The organism is bacterium, assembly GCA_026398675.1.
Taxonomy (GTDB): Bacteria; RBG-13-66-14; RBG-13-66-14; order RBG-13-66-14; family RBG-13-66-14; genus RBG-13-66-14.
Map to the genome: position 1 here is coordinate 1 of JAPLSK010000056.1, position 8,799 is coordinate 8,799.

Sequence of the window (8,799 nt, forward strand, 5' to 3'; positions counted from 1 at the left end):
AGCAGTTACCTGGCCGACGACCCCGCCGACTGCTCTCCCGCTCGCGTTATTGACGGTGAAATCGGCACCGCCTGGGTCGAGGGGGTGGAAAGTAACGGCGTCGGAGAATCGCTCACCCTCGAACTGGGGGTGCCGACGGAAGTACGCAACGTGGCTGTCCTGCCGGGGTACTGCGCCTCGCCGGAGGTCTGGCGCGCCAACGGTCGGCCGTCTCGGGTAAGATTGGAATTCTCCGACGGAACCGCCGTCGAGAAGGCGCTGGAGGACGCCCCGTTCGCCCAGGTCATCTATCTGGACGAGGCGCGGACGGTGAGCTGGCTTCGGCTGACGCTCCTGGACGTTTACCCCGGCGAGCGGTGGGCGGATACGGCCGTCAGCGAGCTGACGATCAACTACCTGGAAGGTTATTAGAAACCCCGCGATTCGTTTGATTCCCCAAGGACGAGGCCGATGAGAATCACCGATCACCCCATTTTGCAGTTCAAGCTGGGCCGACGGGTGCGGTTCACCCTGGACGGCGAGGAACTCTGGGGGTACGAGGGCGAGCCCGTCTCCGCCGCGCTCCACGACTCCGGCGTCCGCATCCTGCGCTACTCGATCAAGGAAAAGCGCCCCCGGGGCTTCTTCTGCGCCATCGGCAACTGCTCGAGCTGCCTGATGGTCGTGGACGGCGTGCCCAACACCCGCGTCTGCGTCACCCCGCTGAAGGAGGGCATGGCCGTCCAGCGCCAGTACGACAAGGGGCACCTCTTGGTGGAAGGGGGGGCCCGGTGAGCGCATTCTCCATGGAGCCCATCCACCGGCCCCAGCCGCTGGACCTCCTGATAGTGGGCGGCGGCCCCGCGGGCCTGTGCGCGGCGGTCGAGGCGGCGCCCTTCGGACTCGAAATCCTCGTCGTGGACGACGGACCCGCACCAGGCGGCCAGCTCGTCAAGCAGACCCACAAGTTCTTCGGCAGCAAGCTCCAGCTCGCCGGGACCCGGGGCTATAGCATCGGCGAAAAGCTCTACGAAGACCTCGCCAAATATCCCAACGTCGTGCTCTGGCACGACTCGCGCGTCCTGGGCGTATACCCCGACGGCGTGGTGACCGTGGACCGGGCGGGGAGTTACCACAAGTTCAAGCCGGATAAAACCGTCATCGCCACCGGGGCGTCGGAGAAGTTCCTGGCCTTCCCCGGCAACGACCTGCCGGGGGTTTACGGCGCCGGCGCCGTGCAGACCCTGATGAACGTCCACGGCGTCCTCCCCGCGGAGCGCCTGCTCATGGTCGGGGCGGGCAACATCGGCCTGATAGTCAGCTACCAGCTCATCCAGGCGGGGTGCTCGGTGGCGGCGGTGGTCGAGGGGCTGCCCACCTACGGCGGCTACCAGGTCCACGCCAGCAAGCTTCGTCGCGCCGGGGTGCCGATTCTGGTCAACCACACGATAAAGCGGGCGCTGGGGGAGGACCGGGTCACCGGCGCGGAGATCGTCAAACATTCCGGCTGGGTGCCGATTCCCGGCACGGAGCGTGAAATAAAGTGCGACGCCATCTGCCTGGCCGTGGGGCTCTCGCCGCAGAACACGCTGGCGCGCATGGCCGGGGCCGAACACTTTTACGTGGGCGAATTCGGCGGATGGGTGCCGAAGAGGAAAAGGACCGGGGAAACCACCGTTCCGGGGCTCTACGTGGCGGGGGACTGCGCGGGGGTCGAGGAGGCCACCAGCGCCATGATAGAGGGGCGCGTCGCCGGCATTGACGCCGCGTGCAAGCTGGGGAAGATGCCTTTGACCGAGTACACGGCCCGGATGGTGGAACTGGAGCGCCAGCTCGTCGAACTGCGCTCCGGGCCCATCTCGAAGCACATCCGCGCCGGGCTGGAAAAGGTCCTTATCAGCTGACGCGGCCGGGCGGTTGCGCGGTGCTTAAACGTAAGGGCGGACCTTCGAGTCCGCCCATTTTATTACCCTCTAAAGGGATAGGGGTAAACGCCTGAATTTTCGCGTCAGGACGTCGGTTGCGCGACCGCGCCCCGCTTTCTGCCGCTCAATTGGGCAATTGTTACGCCGGTGAGGGTGATGACGCCACCGATGACAAACCAGAGGGTAATCTGCTCTCCGACGAACAGGGCGGCGAGAATCGTGGTGGCGATGGGCTGGCCGTTGGCCATGACCGCCACCTGGCTCGCATCCAGGCGCCCCAGGGCGTAGTTCCAAAAGAAATAGCCCACCACGACGGTAAGGACGATGAGGTACGCCAGGCCGAGCCAGGCCAGCCGGCTCACCGTGGAGAAGTCGGCGGTGAGAGTAGCCGTGAGGCCGATGGGGGTGAAGAGAACCATACCGGCGCAGACGGCCAGGGTCAGCGCCGCCAGCGTCCCGCGCCGCTCCACGAGGGGCTTTGAGAAAGTCGTGTAAAGCGCCCAGCTCGCCACGGCCCCCAGAACCAGAAGGTCGCCGAACAGGTGTTCGGTCTGATAATTCAAGCCTTTCTGTGTCAGGAACAGGCTCACCCCGGCGAGGGAGAGGACCACGCCGAGCCAGCGGAGCCGCCCGGGCCTCTCCAGGCCGCGCAGGCCGGCGATGATGAGCACGAAAACCGGCGTCAAGGGGTAAAGGAGGCTGATCTGGGCCGGGGTGGAGAGCCGCAGGCCGTAGAGAAAGAGGAGCGGATCGGCCGACACCACCAGGACTCCGAGGCCGATCAATTGCGGCAGCTCCTCCTTTTTTACGCGCAGGTCCACGCCCTTCAGCGCGCAGACGGCGAGGAGAATGAGCGCCGCGCCCCCGAAGCGCATGAAACAGAGGCTGAGCGGCTCCAACTCCGCCACGGCGTACTTGCCCAGGATGTACGTACCCGCGGAGATGAGCGTCTGGGCGACGAGAGCCAGGTAGGCGAGGGTTTTTGCCGGTTTTACCATGTGCGGTTTCTGTGGTCGCGGGGAGTCTTTTTTGGTAGCATGCGGCCATGTCGAAGGAGCGAGGTCCGGCTTTTCTGGTGATGTGCGGCGTGGCGCTGGTCTGGAGCGGGGCCTTCGCCGCGCTGAAGTTCGGCCTCTCGACCCTTTCACCCGGTGCGACTGTCCTGCTGCGCTTTTTCCCGGTGTGGCTTGTCTGCGCTGCGTACCTCGTCCGCCGCCGACGGGATTTCGTAACGCTCGTTAAAGGGCACCCCTGGAAAATCGTCGCCGCCAGCCTGCTGGGCGTCGCCGGTTACAATTTCAGAGAATTTTTTTGACTTTGGTTTGAAAATTATTTAAACTCTAAATAGTTGTTAAGAAAAAGTTTATCGTATGGGAAATCAAAATTAGACGGGAAATCGCGCAAATAAGATAAGAGCGCGTCGCTTAACCCTCGACGCCTCCGACACCGGCCGTTGCACCGGCCTACGGTAACCCATCTAAGTACATGTTTGATCATACCATCACACTAAGGAGAACAGATGTCAGATTTTACTGATAAGCTCAAAGTTCTTTCTCAGCGGGTGAAGGATAATCTGCCCGATACCGAGACCGAGGAAGCAACAAAACAAGCCTTTATTCTGCCATTTATCAGCATGTTAGGATATGACATCTTCAATACGACAAAAGAAGTCGTGCCCGAGTTTACGGCAGATATTGGTGCTAAAAAGGGTGAACGCGTAGATTATGTAATCATGATGAATGGTAAGCCAATAATTCTTATTGAAGCAAAACCAGCTAAATCAGACATTGATAAAGAGGATCCCAACCAGTTAAGGAGATACTATAATGTGACTGATGCAAAAATTGCTATCTTTACAAATGGAGTATACTACCGTTTTTTTAGTGAGTTTGCTTCGCCAAACAACATGGATTCGAGTCCATTTCTAGCCTTTGATATACGCGTGCTTCCTGATGATAAAGAAAAGATTGACTTCCTGGAAGAATATTTCTTTAAGGGGAAGTTTAACATTGAGGTACTGCTTATAAAAGCCCAAGAACTAAAATATCTGAAAGAATTCAAGGATATTTTCGGCGATCAAATAAAAAAACCGCATGATGACTTAGTCAAATTCTTTGCAAGGCGGGTAAAGGAAGGTAACCTAAGTAAAAAACAAGTAGGTTTGTTCACAGACCTGCTGAAAAAGGCGATTACTGACTTCATTAACGACCGAATTAACCAGCGGCTTGAATCGGCAAAGCAACAGGAAGAACGCATCGAACAAGAGATTCGCAGTCAACAAACTGTAGGAAGTTCGGTTGTTACGACAGACGAAGAGATTGAAGCATTCCACATAACAAGGGCACTTCTATATCAGGTTTGTACTCCTTCGAGGATCGTACTTCGTGATTCAAAGTCATACTGTTCGGTTTTATTTGATGACAATAATCGCAAGCCAATCTGCCGGTTTTACTTCAACAGTGCTCAGAAACAAATTGGTGTGTTTGACAGTGAAAAGAATATGGAAAAGATTGCAATCAACGATTTATCAGATATCTATGCAATAAAAGACAAGCTACTTGCAGTCGTATGTTCATACCAAGAGCCGGAAACAACGGAGACAACGGAAACAACACAGTAAGCGTTATTAAAGTAAAATAATAAAAGGGAGCCTCGCGGCTCCCTTGATTTTAGTTTTGGCCGGGGTTTTAATCGTAAACGTGGCGGGCAGGAATAGACAGCCGGAGCCCGGCCTTACGAAAAGCTCTCCGTGAACGGAATGGAAATGCCCCGGCGGTCGAGCTCGGCGAGCAGCTCGACGGCGGGGATGGCCCGCTCCGGGGGCAGGGCGCCGCGCTCCGTAATCCGGCCGTCGGCCAGCATCCGCGCCGTGACCGACACCGGGAAGCCGGTGCAGCGCATCATCGCCGTGAGCCCCGTTTTCCCGTCGGCGTAGTCCAGCAGTCGGCAGGAAATCGTCAGCGGCTTGCCGTCCTTTTCGCCGGTGAACTCGCCGTGGAGGACCACCAGGTCCCGCCCCTCGCCCGCCAACTTTTCCGCGATGAGCTTCTCCAGGAGACGGCGCGGCTTGACACTCCGCCCGTCCACCTCCACCACTTCCTCGCCGTCCAGGCCCAGCTCGAAAAGCGCCCTCACCAGCCGGGCGTGCCCGGGGTAGCGCAGCGTTTTATATTCCAGGGAACGGACCATCCCGGCGAAAGTCTGGGGCAGGGTGCTGGAGCCGCCCGAGGTGTGGAAGGCTTCCAGCTCGCCCAGCTCTGGGTCGAGGACCGTTTCGACCTCGGTCAGCGGCGGCACGGTAACCGTTTTTCCATCCCGCAGGACGATGCATCGTTCCCGGTACTCGTTGATCAGCCCCTCGGCGGAGAAGACCAGCTCGTAGTTCCACTCGCCGTGCTTGGTTTGCGGCAGGCCGCCCACGCGGAGGCGGACGGTATCCAGGCGGTCGGTAAGCTCCGCGGCGCGCCGGACCAGGACGTTGACCAGCCCAGGGGCGAGGCCCATGTCGGGGATGACCGTCACGCCGCGCTTTTTCGCCTCGTCGTCCAGGGCCAGCTGCCGGGCGACGACATCCGAGTTGCCGCCCATGTCCACGAAGTGGGTTTTCGCGGAAATGGCCGCCCGCGCCAGGCCGAGGTTCAGCCGATAGCTCGAGGCCGAGACCAGGGCGTCGCAGCCCTCCAGCCAGCGCGTGACGGCCCGCTCGTCGGTCGCATCCAGGCGAGTGGTCCGTAGCCGTGGGTCGTCGAGCCGTCCCGCCAAAGCGTCGAGGCGCGCCTCGTCGGCGTCGGCCAGGCGCAGCTCATCGGGTTCGGAGTTCAAGAGAAGGTCGTGGGCCACGGCGCGACCCATGAGGCCGGCGCCCAGCAGGGCGATGCGCATGAGCTCTCCTCGGCGGCACAGCCGCTTTTACTATAAATTGCGTCGGAGCTGCTATTCTACCATCGGCTACAAATTACCCGCATCATCTCCACCGTCGCCTCGTTGGTCCCCAGGTCCAACTCCCCCTCGTTGTCGACGCCCGCGTACCCCACCTCGTAGAGCCGGTCGGCGGCCTGGTCGTAGAAGTAGTAACTCCCCATGTTCGGCTCGTAGGCCCAGACCGCGTCCGCGTTCGGGTCGTAGATGAAAAAGACCTGGTGGGAGTCGTCCCAGGAGATGTAGAGCCCCAGCGCGGCGTCCCAGTACCAGTCGGTCGTGTCCACGCCGGCCAGGGCGGCCGAGAAACCGAGGGCCAGGAGCAGCGCCCCGCAAAGGGTGACGAAGAGAACCCGGCTCATCGTCCACCTTTCCTTATCCATGCGGGTTCCGATCATCGCAAGGGAGACAAGGGGTTTAACCGAGCGAAGCGAGTAACGCCCTAGCGAAACCCCTTGCCCCGTCAGAGGAGTATCTGCGGTTTTCCGTCCACGGGGTGGCGGACGACGTTGATCTCCGCGCCGTACACCTCTCGCAGGAGTTTTGGCCGGACCAGCTCTTCCGGTCCGCCGCAGGCTACGATCCGACCGCCCGAGAGGATAGCCATCCGGTCGGCGTGCCGGGCGGCCAGGTTCAGGTCGTGGGTCACCATGAGGACGCCCCGACCCTCGGCGGTGAGCTCCTTCAGGAGCTTTAAGAGATAGGACAGCGAGGCGGGGTCGAGGTGGTTCGTCGGCTCGTCGAAGAGCATGAGCCGTGCGCCCTGGGCCAGAGCCTGGGCCAGAAAGACCCTCTGGCGCTCGCCGCCCGAGAGCTCGCTGACCGGTCGGTCCGCCAGACGCACGATGTCGCAGCGGCGCAGCGCGTCTTCGGCGGCGGACTCATCAACGGGAGTGTAAGTGCCGAAATCCTTGAGGTAACTGTACCGCCCCAGAACGACCACCTGGCGGACCGTGTACCCCGGCGCATTCGGGAGCTCCTGGGTCAGCCAGGCCACGGTCCTCGCCCTCTCGGTCGCGCTCAGGGAATTCAACGGGCGACCGCAAAGGGTCACTTCCCCGACCTGTGCCGGTAGATAGCCGGCTGCGACCGCCAGGAGGGTGGATTTGCCGGAGCCGTTGGGGCCGACCAGCGCGGCGAATTCGCCAGACCCCACGGAGAGGTTCACCCCGTGGAGAACGTTATGCGAGGCCGAATACCCGGCGGTGATCCCGCGAAGGCGCAGAAGGTTGTCGTCGGGCATCGCGGCGGATTGATTTTCTTCGACCATTGATTTATGCGAGATAGACATGTGAATCGAGACGGCCTGCGTCGCGTTCAGCCGTCGGGGAGGGACGCTCGCGGGCCTGAATACCCACCCCCGCGAGACGGCCAAGGCCGTTACTAAATCGCCATGGGCCGGGCACGGATTGGCGCGCCGGGCAACGAGGGTAAGCGGCGACGCGTGTTTTAGAATATGTGCCCGATGGCCAGGTGGAGCTCCCAGTTGTCGGAGGTGTCCTTGAAATCCTCCGGCGCGTCGGGCGAGATGACGACGTTATTCCCCGGAGCGACGACGAAGCCCACGTCCAAGCGGACGGGGCCGATGGGGGTGACGTAGCGCACTCCGACGCCGACTCCCACTGCCAGGTCGGCCAGGTCCATATCGGAGATTTTACCCCAGACCATCCCCGTGTCCGCGAAAATTCCGAGGGAGAAATCGGTGTCCGGGATGTCCACCCGAAGCTCCGCGTTGCCCACCAGGGAAGCGACGCCGCCCAGGTTCACGCCCCGTGAGTTGCGGGGGCCCAGGCTGCGTTCGGGAAAACCGCGGACCGAGTAGGCGCCCCCGGCGTAGAACCGCTCGTAAACGGGCAGCGTCTGCGTGTCGTGGTGGAGGGCGGCCAGGCCGATGTAGCCGCGCAGGGCGAGGCTGACGTAGTCGCCCAGGGGGATGTGGCCGGACAGGTCCGCGGTGAGCTTGTAGAAATCGTGGTCGCCGCCCAGGAAGCCGCCGGCATACTCGCCGTAGGGGAGGAGGTACACGCCGGAGTGGGGGTTGAAGGGGTTGTCGCGGGTGTCTACCCCGACGCGGGCGAAGAGGGCGCTGGTGTTGGAGTAGCCCTCTTCCTGGGGCAGGTCCGGGATGTCGTACTCCCAGAGGTTGACCCGCTCGAAACGCAGCCCCAGGGCGCCGGTGAGCCAGTCGTAGAAGCGCTGCTCCAGGGACAGGTCGCCGCCGAAGGAATCGGCCTTGAAGCCGTCCCGTCGCTCGCGCTCGTAGTACACCCGCACTCTCCCCGAAAGCCCCCGCACCGACATGAGCCACGGCTCGCGGTAAACGGCCTGGTAAAGCTCACCCTCGAAGCGGCTGGTCTTGAAGGCGTAGACGAAATCGGCCCCCACCTCCAGGTGCTGGAGATTGCCCCAGAGGTTGTTGTCGCCCCAGGAAACCTTGAAGCGGATCCCGGACCCCGTGCTCTCCGAGTAAGTGTAGCCGAGCTCGAAGCCGACCCAGTGCGTCTTGTCGGGCTCGACCTCGAAGAGGATGCGGACCTCGGGCGACCGCTCGCTCTCGCCGACGATGGAGTAGCTGACGTTGGTGAATAGACCCGTGGAGTAGATGTTGCGCTGGCTGGCGAAGACGTCCGAGGCCTTGAAATAGTCCCCTTCGCGGATGACAATCTCGCGCCGGATGATCCGCTCGAGGAACGGCTCGAAGCCCTCGATATCCACGCCGGTCACCATCACCCGGGGCCCCTCGTCCACGGTCGCCGTCAGCCTGGCCCGGCGCTCCCCTCGCTCCTCGGCGACCTGGATGTTCGCGTAGAGGTAGCCGTGCTCGGCGAAGAGGCGTATCAGGTTCAAGCGGACGGTGTCGGAGTAGGTCAGGGTCCAGACGTCGCCCGGCTCGAACCCAATCGCGGCCGATATTTCCCCAAAATCCACCAGCCCGGCATGGCGGACGTCCACCGACTCCACCAACGTGGGCGGTCCC

Annotated in this window: 10 protein-coding genes; 5 read left to right on the forward strand and 5 right to left on the reverse strand. The window is 61.7% G+C overall.

From position 1 onward, the window contains the following. From NTW26_00925 to NTW26_00935, 3 genes are all read left to right on the forward strand, one after another. Positions 1–411 (forward strand): discoidin domain-containing protein (locus NTW26_00925; GenBank protein MCX7020837.1); only part of this gene is annotated, 411 nt, incomplete at its 5' end. A gap of 39 nt (positions 412–450) precedes the next feature. Further along, entirely contained in the window at positions 451–774 is a 324-nt protein-coding gene (locus NTW26_00930; GenBank protein ID MCX7020838.1) for a (2Fe-2S)-binding protein, read from the forward strand. Between the two features lie 11 nt (positions 775–785). Next, positions 786–1,883, forward strand: coding sequence for an NAD(P)/FAD-dependent oxidoreductase (locus NTW26_00935; protein ID MCX7020839.1), 1,098 nt, complete (start codon positions 786–788; stop codon positions 1,881–1,883). A gap of 104 nt (positions 1,884–1,987) precedes the next feature. On the opposite strand, the gene NTW26_00940 is transcribed toward NTW26_00935, so the two are convergent. Continuing rightward, positions 1,988–2,902, reverse strand: coding sequence for a DMT family transporter (locus tag NTW26_00940; GenBank protein MCX7020840.1), 915 nt, complete (start codon positions 2,900–2,902; stop codon positions 1,988–1,990). Between the two features lie 47 nt (positions 2,903–2,949). Between NTW26_00940 and NTW26_00945 the strand changes: the two genes are divergently transcribed. Together NTW26_00945 and NTW26_00950 are read left to right on the forward strand one after the other, a co-directional pair. Then, on the forward strand, positions 2,950–3,219 hold the full coding sequence (locus tag NTW26_00945; GenBank protein ID MCX7020841.1) for a hypothetical protein: 270 nt from the start codon (positions 2,950–2,952) through the stop codon (positions 3,217–3,219). Positions 3,220–3,423: 204 nt separating this feature from the next. Continuing rightward, entirely contained in the window at positions 3,424–4,524 is a 1,101-nt protein-coding gene (locus tag NTW26_00950; GenBank protein MCX7020842.1) for a type I restriction endonuclease, read from the forward strand. Positions 4,525–4,637: 113 nt separating this feature from the next. Here the strand turns inward: NTW26_00950 and NTW26_00955 are convergent, their stop codons facing one another. The 4 genes from NTW26_00955 to NTW26_00970 all read right to left on the reverse strand — a co-directional run. Continuing rightward, positions 4,638–5,786, reverse strand: coding sequence for a saccharopine dehydrogenase NADP-binding domain-containing protein (locus NTW26_00955; GenBank protein ID MCX7020843.1), 1,149 nt, complete (start codon positions 5,784–5,786; stop codon positions 4,638–4,640). A gap of 56 nt (positions 5,787–5,842) precedes the next feature. Beyond that, positions 5,843–6,205 (reverse strand): hypothetical protein, encoded by a 363-nt coding sequence (locus tag NTW26_00960; protein MCX7020844.1) that lies wholly within the window; start codon positions 6,203–6,205, stop codon positions 5,843–5,845. Between the two features lie 80 nt (positions 6,206–6,285). Further along, on the reverse strand, positions 6,286–7,092 hold the full coding sequence (locus tag NTW26_00965) for an ABC transporter ATP-binding protein (protein MCX7020845.1): 807 nt from the start codon (positions 7,090–7,092) through the stop codon (positions 6,286–6,288). A 179-nt stretch (positions 7,093–7,271) separates the two neighbouring features. Beyond that, positions 7,272–8,799, reverse strand: a 1,528-nt coding sequence (locus NTW26_00970) for a BamA/TamA family outer membrane protein (GenBank protein MCX7020846.1), incomplete at its 5' end; no start/stop codon positions are given.